The sequence below is a fragment of the Ralstonia sp. VS2407 genome (assembly GCF_052950655.1).
The window spans coordinates 146,048-162,859 of sequence record NZ_JBRFVG010000002.1 but is presented as its reverse complement, the minus strand read 5'-3'; the positions used below and the strand labels follow the sequence as shown (position 1 = coordinate 162,859).

The following is a 16,812-nucleotide window of genomic DNA, read 5'->3' as shown; positions in this document are numbered from 1 at the left end:
GCATCGCGTGGGCCCATCCTGCGGCATCCACACACGCAGGATGCGATATGCCAAAACTGTCCAATCGACTTGAAGGTTGTCTCTACCTTGCGCTGGCGATGGTGCTGGTGGGCAGCACCGTGGCGGCCAGCAAGATCATCGCGGCGGGCCTGCCGCCATTTACGGCGACAGCGTTGCGCTTTGCGATGGCGCTGCCGCTCTTCCTGTTCATCATGCGTATGACGCGCACGCGCTGGCCCGTGCTCGCACGCCGGGATTGGGCACTGCTTTTCGTGCAGGCGGGTGCCGGCAGCGTGGGCTATACGACGCTGCTCATTTCCGGGTTACGGCACACGTCGGCCGCAGACGCGGGCGTCATCATCGGCACGCTGCCGGTCATGTCTGCGCTGATCGCGATCGTGCTGCTGGGCGAACGACCCGGGCGCGCGGTGCTCGGGGCGATTGGGCTGGCCACCGCCGGGGTGCTGGCCATCGCCCTGCAGCCGCGCGGCAACGCGACACATCCGCTGCTCGGCAACCTGCTGGTGATGGGCGCCGTGGTGTGCGAGGGGCTTTTCATCCTGCTCAACAAGCGGCTGCGCACGCCGGTGCCGCCGCTTGCGCTGTCGGCGCTGATGAGTGCATTCGGCTTGCTGACGGCGCTACTGCCCGCGCTATGGGAAGCGCCGTGGCAGTTGCACGCATCGACGCAGGCAACACACGCGCTGATGGCCGTGGCGTATTACGCCATCGTGCCGACCGTCGGTGGTTTTGTGCTCTGGTATGCCGGGGCCGCGCGCGTAAGCGGTGCGGAGGCATCGTTGTTTACCGCGCTGGCCCCTGTAGCAGCCGTGGTATTTGCAGCAACGCTGCTCGACGAGGCCGTCAGCGCGCGCCAGGTGGGTGGCATTGCTTGCGTGCTGGCAGCAGTGATTAGCCTTGGCCTGGCGCGTGCACCACGGCCGGCCACATCGACGACGTCTTAAGCTTCAGCCTCGGGGGCTGTCACATCTTCCATACGCTCGATGCGCACGCGCACGATGCGGCGGCTGCCGGCTTCGAGGATCACGAAACGGAGGTCGTGGCGCACCAGCGTGTCGCCCACTTCGGGCAGGCGGTCCCACTGGTTGAAGAGGTAGCCACCCAGGCTCGTGGCACCGCCGCCTTCGTCTAGCAGCCAGTCGACGTGCAGGACATCTTCGAGCTGGCGCAGGTCAGCCTCGCCGGCCACTTCCCAGCAGCCATCGCTGACTTCCACCACGCCCAGGCGTTCGTCTTCATCAGGGAATTCACCCGCAATGGCCTCGAGCACGTCGATGGGCGTGACCACGCCTTGCACCACGTCCAGCGGATCGGTCACCACCAGCATGCGCCCGCGCGCACGCTTGAGCTGATCCATCAGGCGCAGGATGCCGATGTTGTCGGACACCTTGAGCGCAGGCTTTACGCTGCGGTCTACGTCGATGGAGCCACGGGTGTCGAGATCGCCCATCAGGTCTTTGGCGCGCGCCACACCCAAGAGGTCATCCAGGCCGCCACGGCAGACCGGAAACTGGTTATGCGGCACGGCCAGCAGCAATTTGCGCGTGACGGCCGCATCGGCGTCCAGATCCACCCACGAAATATCATGGCGCGGCGTCATGATCGAGCGCACCGAGCGCTCGGCCAAGTCCAGCACGCCGCTGACCATGCTGCGCTCTTCGGGGCGGAACACGGTCTCGGGCACGGGCTGGCCAGCATCGTGCGAGGCGGTCTCGTGCGATTCGGACTCTGCCGGCGCGCCACGGCGGTCGCCCAGCAGGCTCAGCACCGCATCGGCGGTGCGCTCACGCAGCGGGCGGCGGCGATCGTAGCGCACGGTATTGCGCTGGGCCACCTGGTTGAAGAACTCGATCAGGATCGAGAAGCCGATGGCCGCATACAGATAGCCCTTCGGAATATGAAAGCCCAGGCCCTCGGCAACGAGCGAGAAGCCGATCATCAGCAGGAAGCTCAGGCACAGCACCACCACCGTGCGATGCGCGTTGACGAACTCCGTCAGCGGGCGCGAGGCAAACAGCATGGCGCCCATGGCGATCACCACGGCCGCCATCATCACCGGCAGGTCGTTGACCATGCCCACGGCGGTGATGACGGAGTCGATGGAGAACACCGCATCGAGAATCACCACCTGCGCAATCACATTCCAGAACTTGCCGTGACCGGTGCCGTGGCTTTCGTCCTGCGGTTCGCCGTCCAGACGCTCGTGCAACTCGGAGGTGGCCTTGAACAGCAGGAAGAAACCGCCCAGCAGCAGGATGATTGATCGGCCCGACAGATCGACCGGCCCAAGCGTGAGCAACGGCTTGGTGAGCCCGATCAGCCACGACATGGCGGCCAACAGCACCATGCGCATCAGCAAAGCCAGGCCCAGCCCGATCATCCGGGCGCGGTCGCGCAGCGCCGGCGGCAGCTTGTTGACCAGGATGGCAATGAAAACGAGGTTGTCGATGCCGAGAACAATCTCGAGCACCACCAGGGTGAACAGGCCAATCCAGATGGACGGGTCAGCAAGCCAGGTCATAGCGGGAAATAGAAGACAGCAGAAAGACGATCCGCCGATGATAACCGCAGCGCACGCGCGGCCTTGCGCGAATCCCGCGCACGGTGTTGCAACAAACGGGCCGCGGCGCGTGGAGCCTGGCGCTCAGCGCTGTGCAACGCGGCTGGCGCTTTGCGCGCCGGCTTGCGTTGCCCGCACTGGCCGATAGCCGTCGGTAAGCGTCTTGAGGAAGGCAACGATGTCGCGCACGTCGGCCTCGGACAACACAGGCTTGTCACCCGGCTTGCCGCCAAACGGCCGCTCCATGTTGACGTTGGCGCGGTATTGGGCGGGCAGGTCATCGAACTTGTCGACCGTGCCGTCCGCCTTGCGCGGATACCACTTCTGCGGCTGGGTGTCGCGCTGGGCGTAGAAGCGCACCGCGTCTTCCAGCGAATGGATGGCACCGTTGTGGAAGAACGTTTTGCGCAGCGCCACGTTGCGCAGCGACGGCGTGCGGAAGCGGCCGCAATAGTCGGCGCGGTCTTTCAGGTCGGTCCGGTCAGGCCCGCACAGGCCCAGATCGAAGAACTTCGGATCGGCATTGGCTGCGAGCGTGCGGTTACGCGGCACGCCCACGGCAATGTGGCCGAAATCGGTGAAGGCCGGAAACGCCCCGTCCTGTTTGATGGCGCTCACATGGCAGGACGCGCAGTTGCCCTTGGCCGGATCGGCAAAGACCTGCAGCCCGCGCATCTCCTGCGGCGACAGCTTCACCTGTTTGCGCAAAAACGCGTCGTATTTGCTGTCATACGGGTAGAACTCGGACGGCGTCTGCTGGAAGACCTCAAGCACCATCAGCGCCGCGCGGAAGGCTGTGTCTTCGTTGTCCAGGATGTCGTTGCCAAACACTTGGCGGAAGACCTGCGCGTGGCGGCCATTGCGCAGCTTGGCCACCACGGCGGCCTGCGTGCCGTTGGCCATCTCGTGCGCAGACAACAGCGGGATGCGTGCCTGGTCGTGTGTGGACGACACGCGGCCGTCCCAGGTGTAGCCCCCGGTCGGGCCCTGGTCTTCCGAGTCGTTACCGTCGTTCTCGTAGAAATGCTCGGTGAACGCAGGCACGTTCTGGATATAGCGCAATGACGGCGCGGCACGTACGCCGGTCTTGCGCATGTCTGCGCCACCCAGCTGCACTGACAGATCATTCGGCGGGCCGTAGGCGTGCGTCGGGCTATGGCAGCTTGCGCAGGACTGCTTGCCCGAAGCAGACAGGGCAGGATCAAAAAACAGCGCCTTGCCCAATGCCGTCATCGCCGGCACCGATGGGCGGCGCGTGGCCATGATCGTGTAGAAGGCTTTTTCGTATGCCGGCGCCGCTGCGGGCTTGGCGGATGTTGCTGCAGCAGCCGCTGCTGCCGGTGCCGAAGCTCCCACGGTTGCGGCATGGGCCACCGCTGCTTCGCCGCGGCCGCAACCGCTCAGTCCGGCCGCCAGCCCAACAAGCACAAGCGCAGAAACGGCGGTCACGCGATGAGTTGCAACAGGCAGAAGGCGGCGCATTTGCGATAGGCGAAATGTTGGGAGCCTTGCAACTTAGCATGGCTCCCATGACACTTTGATGTCGTCAAACGTGTGTCACGTCAGCCCTTGGAGAGGTCCCATGGTGGCAAATGTCTTCAAACGTTCGGTGGTGCCGCTGCTCATCCTGATGATGGTGATCACGCTGAACTGGGCCGAAATCGGGGCTACGCCTGCGTTTTCATCATCAACTTGTCACACACGAAGCACAGACTCCCGCTCGCTTTCGTCCCCCACACAACAATCCAGGGAAATCATGAGCCGAGCGCTTCGTCTTTTGCCGCTGACCGCGTTGGTTGCGGCCAGCATGTCTGCCTGTGGTGGCAGTGATTCGAGCAGCACCGCCTCCGCGTCCACCTCGGGCGTGGTGACCGGCAGCTACTTCGAGCATGCCAAGGTCTGTATCGACGCCAACAACAACGGCAAGTGCGATTCGGGTGAAACCAGCACCTATACCGATGCGAACGGCGCCTACACGCTGGCAGGCTCCGGCCCCGTTACCGTTGAAATTGGCACGGACGCCTTCCGCAACGATCCGGACACCGGTGCACACACGGCGATCACGCGACCGTTGGTGTTCCGCGCACCGGCCGGCGCCAACGCTGTTGTCAGCGCCATCTCGACCGAGCTGGCTGTGCTGATGGACAGCAACGGCGGCGATATCAACGCTGCCAAGACGGCACTCGCCGCCCGCCTGGGCGTGACGGTCGACAAGCTGCTGGAAGACCACAACAAGGAAGCCGACGCCGGCACGAAGGCTGCGCTGCAGGCTGAAATCGACCAGGCCATCGATCTGATCGCCGACGCCGTTGCCAATGGCGGCGACATCGGCAAGAGCCTGCGCGACGGCGTGGCCAAGCGCGTGGCGCTGGCCAACAACGTCAAGACGATCGTGGTGATCTACGCAGAAAACCGCGGCTTCGACAACCTGTACGGCCTGTTCCCGGGCGCCAACGGCATCCCCGGCGTGAACCCCACCTCGACCGGCACCGCTGTGGCGCAGAAGGACTTCGACGGCTCCGTGCTGCCGACGCTGCCGCCCACCTGGGGCGGCGTGACCGCAGCCGGTCAAAGCGTGCAGATCACGCAGGCGTCCACCGCCAATATGCCCAACCAGATGTTCCAGATCGACAGCGCCTCGGGCTTCGGCAGCACGGGCACGGTGGTCGGCCAGAACGTCATCACGCGCGACCTCTGGCACCGCTTCTACCAGAACCAGATGCAGATCAACGGCGGCAAGAACGACAAGTTCGCCGCCTTTGCCGATGCCGGCGGCCTGACCATGGGCTACTACGACGGCAGCAAGATGGCCATGTGGAACATCGCCAAGCAATACACGCTGGCGGACAACTTCTTCATGGGCGCCTTCGGCGGTTCGTTCCTGAACCACCAATACCTGATCTGCGCGTGCGCACCGATCTATCCGAACGCAAAGGCGTCGCCGGCGGTCAATAGCATCGCCAACGTCAAGACGAATGCAGACGGCACCCCGACCCTCATCCCGGCTGCAAGCTCGGTGATGGCTGGTGCCCCGACCTCGTACGCCGGCGCCGCCGATGATGGCAACGCCACGAAGGACGGCAACCTGACGCCGGTCGACAGCAACGGCAACTCATACGCCGTCAACACGATGCAGCCACCGTACCAGCCGTCTGGCAACGCCGTGGCCAGCGGCAACACGGCCTACGCCGATCCGACCAAGGCCACCACGCTGCCGAAGCAGTCCACCACCAACATCGGTGACCTGCTGACCGCCCGTGGCGTGGACTGGGCCTGGTACGCCGGCGCCTGGAACGCGGCCCTTGCCGACGCTCCGAACGCCACGCGCAGCGTGATCTACAGCGGCTCGATCCAGTTCCAGCCGCACCACCAGCCGTTCAACTACTTCAGCCGCTTCGACCCGGCGACGGCGACCGGCGCTGCTGAACGTGCTGCTCACCTGCGCGACTACGACGCCGCCTTCCTGCAAGACGCAGCCGCCGGCAAGCTGCCCGCTGTCACGTTCTACAAGCCGCAAGGCAACCTGAACCAGCACCCGGGCTATGCCAACGTGGCTGACGGCGACGCGCACATCGCCAACGTGATCGCTCAACTGCAGAAGAGCCCGCAGTGGAAGAACATGGTGATCGTCGTGACGTATGACGAAAACGGTGGCTTCTACGACCACGCCACGGTGCCGAAGGCTGACCGTTGGGGCCCGGGCACGCGTATCCCGGCGATCATCGTCTCGCCGTTCGCCAAGAAGGGTTTCGTTGACCACACCCAGTACGACACGGCTTCGGTCCTGCGCCTGATCACGCACCGCTTCGACCTGCCGACGCTGCCGGGTATCAAGCAACGTGACGCGGCCCTCGTCTCCAACGGCAACAAGCCGATGGGCGACCTGACCAACGCGCTGGACTTCACGCAAGCGCAATAAAGCAGCAGCGCAGTCCTGAGAAAAAGGCGGCCCGGAGCAATCCTGGCCGCCTTTTCTTTACCCGCTATTTCCCCTTCTTCTTGCCTGCGGGCTTTTCGCTTTCCAGCGTTTCGAGCCGCATGCCCACCTTGATCGTCACCTGCCAGTGGGCGATCCTGCCGTCGACCAGGTGGCCGCGCGTTTCCAGCACTTCAAACCAGTCCAGATACTTGAGCGTCTCGCCCGCTCGCGCGATGGCGTTGCGGACGGCTGCATCGCTGGAGTCGGGTGAAGAGCCGACCAGCTCGATCATCTTGTACGTATGGGAACCCATATCGCCTCCTTGTTGGCATGGTTGGAACGTCGGCAGGGTGCCTGCAAGGCGCGATACGCATGCGGCTGGCATGCGATGCGCGCGCCATTGCATTTACCAGAATGGCACCTGTCCCTCCACCTTGATAGCCCGGATTTGCACGGGGCCAAAAAATTCTGGCGGTTAATTGCGTTTACAAATCTGACAAATCTCGTCAACGGACCGACGCGGGGCGTCAAACCCGCGCGCGGGACAAACCCCTGATGGCGGTGGAGCTGCCATTTTTCGGGCGGTCGCACGGCATGCCCGTGCCGGACGGGGCTGGTACGGAACCTGCGTTGGAGTGCACACCCGTTTCCCCGAAGAGGAGGCGCCATGCGCCACCCAGAACAACAAGCCCCCGCCTCATACTCGCCGCTGTCGGCCGTAGCGCCGACGCCGCGGGCGACACAGGAAACCGCGCGACTGGTCGCAGAGACCATCCCCTTCAATCTCGAGCGCAACGGCCGGAGCATCGAAGCCACCTATTCGACCCGCAACGGCATCGTGACGGTCAAATACCGCGGCAAGACCCTGTCCACGTATTCGCCGCAGGGTGACGAAGCCGACTACAAGGCAGTCGCCCGCCAACTGCTCAGCGTCATGCTGACCATCTGAGCGCCGCCGCACTTTCATCAGTGCCGGGCCTTGGCAGTGCTGTGCGCAGGGCGGCCGAACTCGGTACGCAGCGCATCCTTGGCACGCTCCAGAATCCGGCGCCGCCCGGCGCCCAGGTTGTGCCCCGCCCGATTGATATAGAACGTCAGCATTGACATGGCCGACTGGAATGCCGTCCCCTTGCGCCGCCGGCTGTGCTCGGCCGAAGCCTTGAGCGACGCCGCAATCCGCGCAGGGCTGCGCGCCTTGAAGATGTCGGGTTCGATGTCCAGCGCGTCGCTGGTCTCCATCACATGGTGCGACCAGCGGCGGCTCTTCGCCTTGGCCTTCGATGATTTGGCGGTCGCCGGCTTCGACCTGGCGTGGTGCGTGGCCATCATGAAATCTCCTGTAATGATGTACTGGCAGTTCCGCAAGCCGCATACCCGCGCGGGCGGCTACAACGGGGCGACTTCCGTTACGATGACGGACGCTTCACGCCTCTTTTCCGCCTCCTTCATTGATCGCCGGGCTCCGGCGCACATCCAACGTGTCTGGCGACGCCGGTCTTTCTCCCGCCTCCTCTTCCGCATCCGCGCAAACGCCGTCAGATGCGCCGTTCTCCTACCCCGCCTTCCGACTGTTCTGGTTCGCTCGGCTATCCACCACGTTCGCGTACCAGATGTTCGGCGTGGCCGTCGGCTGGCAGATCTACGACCTGACGCGCAGTGCCTATGTGCTTGGGCTGGTCGGGCTGGCGCAGTTCCTGCCGTCGGTGGTGTTGGTGCTGGCCTCCGGCCATATTGCGGACCGCTACGACCGGCGGTATGTCGTGCGCGCCTGCCAGGCCGTCGAAGCCCTGGTTGCGCTCGCGCTGGCCGTCTTGGCGGCCAATGGGCACACCGGCGTGCAGCCCATCTTCCTGTGCGTGGTCGTCATTGGCGCAATGCGTGCATTCGAGACGCCGACGCTGCAAGCGTTATTGCCGACGCTGGTGCCCCTGCAGGCATTGCCGCGCGCGGTGGCCCTGTCCAGTTCGGCCGGGCAGACCGGCGTCATCCTGGGGCCGGCGCTGGGTGGCTTTCTGTACGTGGCCGGCGCGCCGGTGGTGTATGCCACGGCAGCCGGGCTCTTTTTGCTCGCGCACGTATTGCTGGCGCGGGTGCGGATGGAGCGCGCGGCGCCGGTCAGCACGCCGGTGAGCCTCGAATCGCTGTTTGCGGGCATCGCCTTCATCAAGGGGCGGCCGGTGGTGCTGGGCGCCATCTCGCTCGACCTGTTTGCCGTGCTGCTGGGCGGGGCGACGGCGCTGCTGCCGATCTACGCGCGCGACATCCTGGGCACAGGCGCATGGGGGCTGGGGCTGCTGCGCTCGGCGCCGGCTGTGGGGGCGCTGGGCATGGCGCTCTTCCTGGCGCACCGCCCGCTGGATCGGCACGTTGGCCGGGTGATGTTTGCCGCCGTGGCGGTGTTTGGGCTGGCAACGCTAGTGTTCGGGGTGTCGCGCTGGCTGCCGGTGTCGATGTTGGCGCTGGTGCTGCTGGGCGCGTCGGACATGATCAGCGTGGTGATCCGGACGTCGCTGGTGCAGCTCGACACGCCCGATGCCATGCGCGGGCGGGTGAGCGCGGTCAATTCAGTGTTCGTGGGCGCGTCCAACCAGTTGGGCGAATTCGAATCGGGCATGTTGGCCGGGCTGCTGGGGCCCGTGGCCTCGGTGGTGATTGGTGGCCTGGGCACGCTCTTGGTGGTGGCAGCCTGGATGCGGCTGTTTCCGGCCCTGACGCACCGCGACCGCATGCGCGATCCGCATCCCGAGCACACCGGACACCCCTCTTCAGGGGGATAAACCCGCAGACCCGCGCCGCTGGTGGCTTGAGCAAGAATCGGGCAGTGTCTTGCAAGCGTGTCAGCGAAACCCCGATGGCATCGACGGTGGCCAATTCGTATCCTGAGTCACCTTTGGCTGCCTTGTTCCACGCCCGGTATTGCGCCCGACTGTGACGTCCATCCTGCCCTCTTCGTCCCGCCCGTCGGACGCGCGCGCTGCCGGCGCTGCCCGGCTGCCGGATCCCGGGCCTTTCAGCACCAGCGGGTTCAACGGTGCGCCGGCCATTCGCCCATCGGCGTGGCTGGTGGCGATCGGTGCGGCCGCAGTCGGCACGATCGGCCGGGTGCTGCTCGAATCGGCGATGGGCATCCATTTGCCCTTCTACCTTGCTTTTCCGGTGGTGACGATTGCCGCGTGGTACGGCGGCTTCTGGCCGGGGATGCTGGCCATCGTCTGCTATGCGGGGCTGTTCATGGGACTGGCCGCGCTGCAAAGCTGGCCCGCCGCCGTGCCGCTCACGCCAATCCAGATGACGGTGTTTGGGGTGGGTGCGCTGCTCATCTGCGCCTTGTGTGAGCAGTTGCGCCGGGCCCGTGCCGGGGCCGAACGGCGCGCGCGGGCCGAAACCCAGCAACGCCTGTCGCAGCAACGCCTGCTGGCGGCTCTGCAGGCTTCGCCCATTTCCCTCTACGACGTCGACAACACGATGCACTTCACGTGGGTGCACAACCCCGTGTTCGGCCTGCAGCCCGAACAGCTGCTGGGGCGGACGGTGCGCGAAGTGTTCGGACGCCGCGCAGCATCGCGCCTGACCGAGGCGGGCCAGCGCGTCATCGCAACCGGCACACCGACGCGCGTGGAATTTGCCTTCCGGCGTCGCCACACGCAGCGGGTGGTCTACGACGTGGTGGTCATGCCGCTGCGCGACGACACGGGCGAGATCATCGGCCTGACCAACGCCGTGATCGACATCAGCGAGCGCCGCCAGGCAGAGGCTCGCCGCACGCAGTTGCTCGAAGCCGAATCCCGCGCCCGCGAAGAAGCCGAGCGCGCCAGCCGCCTGAAAGACGATTTCCTGGCGACCGTCAGCCACGAGCTGCGCACGCCGCTCAACGCGGTGCTCGGCTGGGCGCAATTGCTGAACATGCGCGCCTACGATGAAGCGATGTTCAAGCGCGGCATTGAAGCCATCGAGCGCAGCGCCCGCACGCAAGTCCACCTGATCGACGATTTGCTCGACATGTCGGCCATCCTCTCGGGCAAGGTCCCGCTGGAGATCGGCCCCGTGGACCTGCCCGACGTGCTGGAGCGCGCGCGTGAGACCATCGAACCGATGGCGCGCCAGAAGAACATCACCATCGAGACTGAGTTCCTGCCGGTGCCGATGCTGCAAGGCGACGCCGGGCGCCTGAAGCAGGTGTTCTGGAACCTGCTGGCCAACGCCGTCAAGTTCACGCCCGAGGGCGGGCACATCCGGCTCTCGGTACATCCGGCGCCCGAAGGCGTGGTCGCCACCGTGCGCGACACCGGCATCGGCATCGAGCCGGCCTTCCTGCCGCATATCTTTGACCGCTTCCAGCAGGCGGATCTGTCGAGCACGCGCCGCCACGGCGGGCTCGGCCTCGGGCTGGCGATTGCCAAGCAGCTCGTCGAGCTGCACCACGGCCGCATCACCGCGGCCAGCAGCGGTGCGGACCGTGGCACCACCATGGCCGTGTCGCTACCCCTGCATGCAGCGCAACCGGGCGAACAGGCCAACCGAACGCCGGGCCTCGTCGCGGGCACGGGCATGCCGACGCTGGACGGCATCCGCGTGCTGGCGGTGGATGACAACCCCGAATCGCTCGGCGTGATCGCGCTGATGCTGGAGCGCTACGGCGCCGAGGTTGTCACCGTATCCAGTGGGGCTGCCGCGCTCGATGCGCTGGAACAGGCAGCCGCCAACGCCTACCCGTTCGATGCGCTGGTCAGCGATCTCGCCATGCCGGGCATGGACGGCATGCAGCTGGTACGGGCCGTGCGCGAACGTGGTTTGACCGACCTGCCCGCCATCGCCGTGACGGCGTTTGCGGACCCGATCCGCCTGAAGGCTGCGAAGGAAGCGGGTTACCAGTCCGTCATTACCAAGCCGATCTTCCCGGGAGAGCTGGGCCACGTGCTGGCCGCCAATGTGCATCGCAAGACCGGGCCGGAGACGCTGGTGTGACACATGGTCAACCATGCCTTGACGGAATGGTTGACCGAACAAAAGTCATTGGCGCCAGTGGCGGCGCATCCGCATACTCTGCCGTCTGTGCCGATCGGTGGGCATCTCTCCCCAAGCAGTTGCCAGCACCCGCTCGCTCGATCGGCCAGCTTGCCCTTCCCATCAGCCGCGTTCGCGGTTGTCTGCCGTATCCATAAGAACGCCTGAACCCTCCGTGCCCATTTGGGCTGCGCTGGCATTCCGGGCTCAGAGAGGAGACTGCATCGCCATGCTTATCCGTTCGCTTCCCATGCTGTTGTCTGCCGTTGCGCTCGGCATTTCCGCGCAGGCGGTTGCCAAAGACGCGTCCAAGGCGGCCACCCAGACTATTGCGGTACCCGGCCTGCAAAAGCCCGCCGACATCCTGATTGACCGCTGGGGCGTGCCACATATCTACGCCAAGAGCGAAGACGACGGCTTCTTCGCGCAAGGCTTCAACGCGGCGCGCGACCGCCTGTTCCAGATTGACTTGTGGCGCCGCCGGGGCCTGGGGCAGCTTTCGGAAGTGTTCGGACCGGCGTATGTGGAACAGGATCGCGCCACGCGGCTGTTCCTCTATCGCGGTGACATGCAGGTCGAATGGAATCATTACAGCCCTGACGCACAGCGCATTGCCACGCGCTTCGTGGCCGGCATCAACGCGTACGTCGACTGGCTGGCCAGGCATCCGGAGCAGATGCCGTTCGAGTTCCGCAAGCTGAACTACACGCCCGCGCACTGGGCGCCGGAAGACGTGGTGCGCATCCGCAGCCATGGCCTGACGCGCAATCTGCAATCGGAAGTCGCTCGTGCCAACGTGGCGTGCAAAGCCAACCTTGCCGACGACACCATCCGCTTCGGCCTCCAGCCTGCCTGGCAAACCCAGTTGCCCGAAGGCCTCGACCCATGCCTGCCGAAGGACTTGCTGAAGGTCTTCACGCTGGCCACGCAAGGCGTGAAACTCACGCCCGAATCGCTCAAGGGTGTAGACGTCGACGGCACGCGCGTGGCCGCCGCTGCCAACCTTGAAGAGACCATGGAGGGCAGCAACAACTGGGTGATCGCGCCGGGCAAATCCACCACCGGCCGCGCCGTGATGGCCAACGACCCGCACCGCGCGTATTCGGCACCGAGCCTGCGCTACATCGCCCACGTCAGCACACCCACGCTGGACATCATCGGCGCCGGTGAGCCATCACTGCCCGCCGTGTCGATCGGGCATAACGGGCACGTCGCGTTCGGCCTGACCATCTTCAACATCGACCAGGAAGACCTTTACGTCTACGAGTTGAATCCGGCCAACAACAGCGAATACCGCTACAACGGCGGCTGGGAGCCCTTCACCGTGCTGCACGAAACCGTGAAGGTGCGCGGCGGTGAGTCCCGCCCCGTCGACCTGACCTTCACGCGGCACGGCCCGGTCATCTACATCGATGCCGAGAAGCACCGCGCGTATGCGGTGCGCTCGGCATGGCTGTCGCCGGGCATGTCGCCGTATTTCGGCTCGGTCGGCTACATGCGCGCCCGCAGCTTCGCGCAGTTCAAGCAGTCGATGATGAACTGGGGCGCGCCCACCGAAAACCAGGTCTATGCCGACACCAAGGGCAACATCGGCTGGGTGCCGGGCGGCCTCGCCCCCATCCGCCCGAACTGGGACGGCCTGCTGCCCGTGCCCGGCGACGGCCGCTTCGAATGGGCCGGCTTCTGGCGCGGCGATCAACTGCCCAGCAGCTACAATCCGAAGTCGGGCTATTTCACCTCCTCCAACGAGATGAACCTGCCGCCGGATTACCCATACCGAGAGCGAAAACTCGGCTTCGAGTGGACCAACGGCTCGCGCCACGCACGCATTGACGAAGTGCTGGCCAAACTGGACAAGGTGTCGATCGAAGATTCGATGCGCTTGCAGAACGACATGGTGTCGATCCCGGCGCGCAGACTGATGGCCCTGCTGGCGCCGCTATCGTCCAACGACGCCGACACGCAGGCCGCGCTCAATCTGTTCAAGGGCTGGAACGCGACCATGCTGGCGGATTCTCCGCAGGCCGCGCTGCATGAGGTCTGGTTCACGCATCACCTTGGCCGCGCGTTCAAGAATGCCGTGCTTTCCAAGGCCGGCGCCGAAGCGATGGCCGCGCCCGATACCGCCGTCATGCTCGACACGCTGGAACATCCGCAGGGCAGCGAACGCAAGTTCGGAGAAGACCCGCAGCAAGCCGCAGCCAAGCGCGATGCCGTGCTGCTCGACAGTCTGAAGAATGCGTGGACCGATATGGTCAAGCGCCAAGGCCCGAACCCGCAAGCGTGGAACTGGGGCCAGTTGCACCACAACCTGAACGCCCATCCGTTCGCAGCCATCGTCGACGAGGCAACGCGCGCCAAGCTCAACGTCGGCCCCACGCCGGAAGGCGGCAGCCCCTACACGCCAAACCAATCGACATATCGCGCGACCGATTTCCTGCAGACCAACGGCCCGTCGTTCCGCACAGTGGTGGACGTCGGCAACTGGGACAACTCGCGCGCCGTCAACCTGCCCGGCCAGTCCGGCAACCCCGACAGCCCGCACTACCGCGACCTGGCACCGCTGTGGCTCAAGGGCGAGTACTTCCCGCTGCTGTATTCGCGCAAGGCGGTGGAAGCGGCAACCGAGTCGCGCGTGCGTCTGGTGCCTGGGAAGTAAGCGCACGATGCGCAAAAAGAAAACGCCACCGCAAATACTCGGTGGCGTTTTCTTCCAACAGCTCAAACATCGACGCTAGCAAGCGATCCGCGATGGTGTGGCCGTACCCTGCCCTAGATGGCGCCTTGAATTTCTGTGAGCGGGCGGAAAAAGGAAGGAGGCCTGTTTGAGCGCAGCGAGTTTGCCTCCTTCCCCGCACGGTCACATAAATTCAAGGGGGAGTCGCCATCTCGGGCGCGCCTTTCTTTGCTTACTTTCTTTGGCAAGACAAAGAAAGTGAGTCGGCCCCGGCAGGGGATGAAACACCAGCGCACCAACAACATCCATTCAGGCAGTCTGCGTGGACGCCAACACCGCCCGCACAACCTCCACCCGCGGAATCGGCGCCACAGCGCTATACCCCGTCGTCGAAATCGCAGCCGCCACATTCGCATACCGCGCCGCCTCTACCGGCGAATCCCCGGCAACAATCCGCGCCACAAACGACCCGCCAAAGCAATCACCCGCGCCGGTCGCATCAATCGCATTGACCGTATGACGCGGCACCAGCGTACGCGCGTCGGGCGTGGCCACGTAGCAACCTTCCGCGCCCATCTTGAGCGCCACCAGTTTCACGCCCCAGCCGAGCAGCGTATCGACAATGCCGTCACGGTCATGACAATCGAGCAGCACCGTCACGTCATCCCAACTCGGCAGGCACAGATCGCACGTGCGCATGGCTTCCTGCATCACGGCTCGGGCACGCGCAAGCGGCCAAAGGCGCAAGCGCAGGTTGGTGTCGAACGAGACGAGCACACCCGCCGCGCGCGCATGCGCCATCGCTGCCAAACCCGCGTCGCACGCGGTGTCGCTGATCGCCAGGCTGATCCCCGACAGGTGAAACGCCTTGGCCGCCGCAATGGCCTGCAGCGGCAGTTGCGCCGTCTGGAAACGGCTCGCCGCAGAGCCTGCACGCAGGTAGTCGAAATGGTGACCTCGCGCATCGTGCGAAACGAAGTACAGGCCTGTGGGCGCCTGCGCATCAGTGTGCACGTAGGTATGGTCCACGCCTTCGTCCTGCCATAGCGCGCGCAACGCCTGGCCGAATCGATCAGCACCCACCGCGCTGATGTAGCCCGTGCGTGCGCCCTGCCGTGCCGCAGCAATGCAGAAGTTCGACGTGTCGCCACCGAAGCCGAAATTCCACGACGTGCTGCCGGGATCCGCCTGGTTGAACTCGATCAGCGCTTCGCCATAGGCGAGGATGTCTGCCATGGGCGCCCCGCTCAGAAGTAGGTCTGCACAACGTCGACCACGTTGTAGGCGTCGTCAACGACAGAAATCTGGCGCCACTTGTCGAACGTGAGGCACGGGTGCGAGATATCGAAGGCGATCATGTCGCCCACCTTGATGTCGTCACCCGGGGCGATCTTCAGGTAGGCGTGCTGATCCATCATGCCGGTGACTTCCCAATGCGCGGGTGTGGCTGACGGCGCCTTGTCGCCCGGGCGGAAATGCAGCACCGGCAGCGGCAGGCCCGCGTCGAATGCGGCATCACGCTTGCCCATGGCAATGATGGCGCGCTCAGCCTCGGGCACGGATTGCACATAGGCCCAAAGCTGGAGCGCCGGTAGCAGGCTCGAACGCATCTTGTGCGCGATGGGGTTGTTGGCGTCGATACGAGCCTGCGCCGCACGGTAGATGCCCACGTCGTGCGTCAGATAGCAACCCGGGCGCAGCACGACATCCAGCGGTTGGCCGATATTGGCCTTGGCGAACTCTTCGGCCACGACGTCGTACCAGGCCGATCCCGCGCCGGTCAGCACGGCAGGCGTGCGTTGCAGACGCTCGTCCTTTGCAAGGTCACCCATCACCTTTACCGCGCGCTGCAGGAACGCGCGGATATCCGCCTCCTCCTTGATCACGCCTTCATAGACTTCCACGCCCGCGAGCTTGACGGCGCCATTGGCACGCGTGAGCGCATCGAGCACCATTTGAAGTTGCGCGTCGTCGCGCACGCCGGTGCGGCCGCCCTGCACGCCCAGTTCGATCAGCACCTGGATCGGGCGCCCCGCCTTGCCGAAGAAGGCGGCAAGCTGATCGACCTGGTCCGCCGCATCCACCAGACAGAAGAACTCGAACGTCGGATCAGCCAGCAGCTCGGCCAGGATGGCCATGTTGCGCTTACCGACCAACTGGTTGGCCATCAACACGCGACGCACGCCGTGGGCATACGCAATGCGTGTCTGGTGCGCCGTTGCGAGCGTGATGCCCCATGCACCGCCTGCCAACTGACGCTGGAACAGGCGCGGGGCCATCGTCGTCTTGCCATGCGGGGCGAGCTTGGCACCGTATTCGCTCACGAAGCGCTGCATCCAGGCCAGGTTGTGCTCCACGCGCGATTGCGAAAGCACTGCCGCAGGCAGGTTCAGGTCTTCGTTCAATACATTCCAGCGCTGGGCAGCAATCTGCTCCGGCGCGCATGCGGTTTCCAACGCACCCAAGCCCTTGTCGAGCGGGTTGACGACGGCGCTGGCATCTCCTTGGTACTTTGTATCACTCATGGGAATCGGCTCGCGTTCCTTTGGGGGTAAACATCGGGTTGACACAATGATAGCGGCGAAATTATTCTCCGGGCCAGCCTGTTACAAAGTACCAAAGCACTCTTCA

12 protein-coding genes are annotated in these 16,812 nt (G+C 64.9%); 6 read left to right on the top strand and 6 right to left on the bottom strand.

What is annotated here, in order from left to right:
- The first annotated feature begins 47 nt into the window (after positions 1 to 47).
- On the top strand, positions 48 to 965 hold the full coding sequence (locus ACU8YE_RS03940; RefSeq protein WP_446928143.1) for a DMT family transporter: 918 nt from the start codon (positions 48 to 50) through the stop codon (positions 963 to 965).
- Here ACU8YE_RS03940 and ACU8YE_RS03935 read toward each other — a convergent pair.
- The gene (locus ACU8YE_RS03935; protein WP_260801551.1) at positions 962 to 2,542 is read right to left on the bottom strand and encodes a TerC family protein; all 1,581 of its coding nucleotides are present in this window, start codon (positions 2,540 to 2,542) and stop codon (positions 962 to 964) included. The two genes, ACU8YE_RS03940 and ACU8YE_RS03935, sit on opposite strands and share 4 nt — an antisense overlap.
- A gap of 123 nt (positions 2,543 to 2,665) precedes the next feature.
- Entirely contained in the window at positions 2,666 to 4,063 is a 1,398-nt protein-coding gene (locus ACU8YE_RS03930) for a cytochrome-c peroxidase (protein WP_446928142.1), read from the bottom strand.
- Positions 4,064 to 4,337: 274 nt separating this feature from the next.
- Between ACU8YE_RS03930 and acpA the strand changes: the two genes are divergently transcribed.
- A complete protein-coding gene (gene acpA / locus ACU8YE_RS03925) occupies positions 4,338 to 6,500 on the top strand; it encodes an acid phosphatase (RefSeq protein WP_446928141.1) in 2,163 nt (720 codons plus the stop codon).
- Positions 6,501 to 6,564: 64 nt separating this feature from the next.
- Here the strand turns inward: acpA and ACU8YE_RS03920 are convergent, their stop codons facing one another.
- Positions 6,565 to 6,813: a dodecin gene (locus ACU8YE_RS03920; protein ID WP_232039761.1), complete on the bottom strand. Its 249-nt coding sequence runs from the start codon at positions 6,811 to 6,813 to the stop codon at positions 6,565 to 6,567.
- Between the two features lie 354 nt (positions 6,814 to 7,167).
- On the opposite strand from ACU8YE_RS03920, the gene ACU8YE_RS03915 reads away from it, so the two are divergent.
- Positions 7,168 to 7,449 carry a hypothetical protein gene (locus ACU8YE_RS03915; protein WP_316879434.1) on the top strand — a complete coding sequence of 94 codons (282 nt, stop codon included), beginning with the start codon at positions 7,168 to 7,170 and terminating at the stop codon, positions 7,447 to 7,449.
- 17 nt (positions 7,450 to 7,466) lie between these two features.
- Here ACU8YE_RS03915 and ACU8YE_RS03910 read toward each other — a convergent pair whose 3' ends face one another.
- Entirely contained in the window at positions 7,467 to 7,826 is a 360-nt protein-coding gene (locus tag ACU8YE_RS03910) for a DUF3175 domain-containing protein (RefSeq protein WP_446928283.1), read from the bottom strand.
- A 152-nt stretch (positions 7,827 to 7,978) separates the two neighbouring features.
- Between ACU8YE_RS03910 and ACU8YE_RS03905 the strand changes: the two genes are divergently transcribed.
- The 3 genes from ACU8YE_RS03905 (at position 7,979) to ACU8YE_RS03895 (ending at position 14,163) form a co-directional block, all read left to right on the top strand.
- Positions 7,979 to 9,277 (top strand): MFS transporter, encoded by a 1,299-nt coding sequence (locus ACU8YE_RS03905; protein WP_446928140.1) that lies wholly within the window; start codon positions 7,979 to 7,981, stop codon positions 9,275 to 9,277.
- Between the two features lie 139 nt (positions 9,278 to 9,416).
- The gene (locus ACU8YE_RS03900; RefSeq protein WP_446928139.1) at positions 9,417 to 11,465 is read left to right on the top strand and encodes an ATP-binding protein; all 2,049 of its coding nucleotides are present in this window, start codon (positions 9,417 to 9,419) and stop codon (positions 11,463 to 11,465) included.
- A gap of 268 nt (positions 11,466 to 11,733) precedes the next feature.
- Positions 11,734 to 14,163, top strand: a complete 2,430-nt coding sequence (locus ACU8YE_RS03895) for a penicillin acylase family protein (protein ID WP_446928138.1) — start codon at positions 11,734 to 11,736, stop codon at positions 14,161 to 14,163.
- A gap of 327 nt (positions 14,164 to 14,490) precedes the next feature.
- Here the strand turns inward: ACU8YE_RS03895 and ACU8YE_RS03890 are convergent, their stop codons facing one another.
- Both ACU8YE_RS03890 and ACU8YE_RS03885 read right to left on the bottom strand, forming a co-directional pair.
- The gene (locus ACU8YE_RS03890; RefSeq protein WP_446928137.1) at positions 14,491 to 15,417 is read right to left on the bottom strand and encodes a sugar kinase; all 927 of its coding nucleotides are present in this window, start codon (positions 15,415 to 15,417) and stop codon (positions 14,491 to 14,493) included.
- A gap of 11 nt (positions 15,418 to 15,428) precedes the next feature.
- On the bottom strand, positions 15,429 to 16,706 hold the full coding sequence (locus ACU8YE_RS03885) for an amino acid deaminase (protein WP_446928136.1): 1,278 nt from the start codon (positions 16,704 to 16,706) through the stop codon (positions 15,429 to 15,431).
- Between the last annotated feature and the right edge of the window lie 106 nt (positions 16,707 to 16,812).

Coding starts and splice junctions, on each gene's coding strand:
- ACU8YE_RS03940 (WP_446928143.1), top strand. CDS start 48: ATGCCAAAACTGTCCAATCGACTTGAAGGTTGTCTCTACCTTGCGCTG.
- ACU8YE_RS03935 (WP_260801551.1), bottom strand. CDS start 2,542: ATGACCTGGCTTGCTGACCCGTCCATCTGGATTGGCCTGTTCACCCTG.
- ACU8YE_RS03930 (WP_446928142.1), bottom strand. CDS start 4,063: ATGCGCCGCCTTCTGCCTGTTGCAACTCATCGCGTGACCGCCGTTTCT.
- acpA (WP_446928141.1), top strand. CDS start 4,338: ATGAGCCGAGCGCTTCGTCTTTTGCCGCTGACCGCGTTGGTTGCGGCC.
- ACU8YE_RS03920 (WP_232039761.1), bottom strand. CDS start 6,813: ATGGGTTCCCATACGTACAAGATGATCGAGCTGGTCGGCTCTTCACCC.
- ACU8YE_RS03915 (WP_316879434.1), top strand. CDS start 7,168: ATGCGCCACCCAGAACAACAAGCCCCCGCCTCATACTCGCCGCTGTCG.
- ACU8YE_RS03910 (WP_446928283.1), bottom strand. CDS start 7,826: ATGGCCACGCACCACGCCAGGTCGAAGCCGGCGACCGCCAAATCATCG.
- ACU8YE_RS03895 (WP_446928138.1), top strand. CDS start 11,734: ATGCTTATCCGTTCGCTTCCCATGCTGTTGTCTGCCGTTGCGCTCGGC.
- ACU8YE_RS03890 (WP_446928137.1), bottom strand. CDS start 15,417: ATGGCAGACATCCTCGCCTATGGCGAAGCGCTGATCGAGTTCAACCAG.
- ACU8YE_RS03885 (WP_446928136.1), bottom strand. CDS start 16,706: ATGAGTGATACAAAGTACCAAGGAGATGCCAGCGCCGTCGTCAACCCG.